Origin of the sequence: Trabulsiella guamensis ATCC 49490 (assembly GCF_000734965.1) — a bacterium.
Classification (GTDB): Bacteria; Pseudomonadota; Gammaproteobacteria; order Enterobacterales; family Enterobacteriaceae; genus Trabulsiella; species Trabulsiella guamensis.
In genome coordinates, this window is sequence record NZ_JMTB01000179.1 from 1 (window position 1) to 934 (window position 934).

Consider the following 934-nt stretch of genomic DNA (forward strand, 5'->3'; position numbering starts at 1 on the left):
GTAATACCACTGTGACCCAGCTCCAGCATGGCGGACTGGATGTGTGCGGTGCCGATGGCTTCCCCTTTTCCCTGCGCGTAAATACCGGCCAGCGGCAGAATATGGGACAGGGAACGCAACGCCCCTGGACGGCGGGCAATAGCCTTCAGCAGCTTACGTTCGTCATCACCGGTGACATGCCAGGCATCGCAGAAACTCTCCACGTCACCAGCGGAAACCGTGTTGATAACGAACTTCTTGGACACGCGGGAGAACAGGCGGGCGAAGTCGACGCTGCGCTGACCGCCGGTGAGACGGTCATAGACCTTATGGTTGCCAACCAGCGCCAGCCCGACACCACATTCCTCCTGGAGAATGCGCAGCTCTTCCACCGCGTCCAGGCTGAGCCAGTCAGCCTCATCCACGACAATCAGGCCACGCGTGCCCGGCAGACGTTCACGCAACAGGCGGGAAAGCGCGCCACGGCGGTATGGCGCATTGCTGATGCCCATCTTCAGCGCCAGCTCGTAGAGGGTTTCCAGTTCGTTGCTGCGGGATTTGCTGGCGGTGATGTGCCAGACGTTATTACCGCAGTCAGCGTAATGGCGGATAGCTTTTGTCTTGCCGACGCCCGGATTGCCGTAAACGAGTACGATCGTTCCGGCCAGTTGCGCCCACGTCAGGGTGGTGACGATTTTCTGTGCGGTCGGCGTTTCCACAAAGTCCGGGGCCACCGGCAGGGTGGTTCTGGCCGTGTTGCGATTCTCCAGCCAGACCGACAGGCTGGCAGCGATGGTATCGTTATCGCCCTTATATTTCCCGCTCAGAAACTGGGAAACAGTCGCGTTGGAAGTACCAATTTCACGTGCCAGCGCGGCACCGGAAATAACTTTATTGTCAGTTAATTCGCGAACTGCACTACGAATAGCATCATGGTTAATTTGCGTCATGGTAA

1 protein-coding gene is annotated in these 934 nt (G+C 58.1%); it reads right to left on the bottom strand.

Annotated elements, in window-relative coordinates; all coding sequences use genetic code 11:
* Positions 1–934, bottom strand: a 934-nt coding sequence (locus GTGU_RS23410; protein WP_245609647.1) for an AAA family ATPase, incomplete at both ends; no start/stop codon positions are given.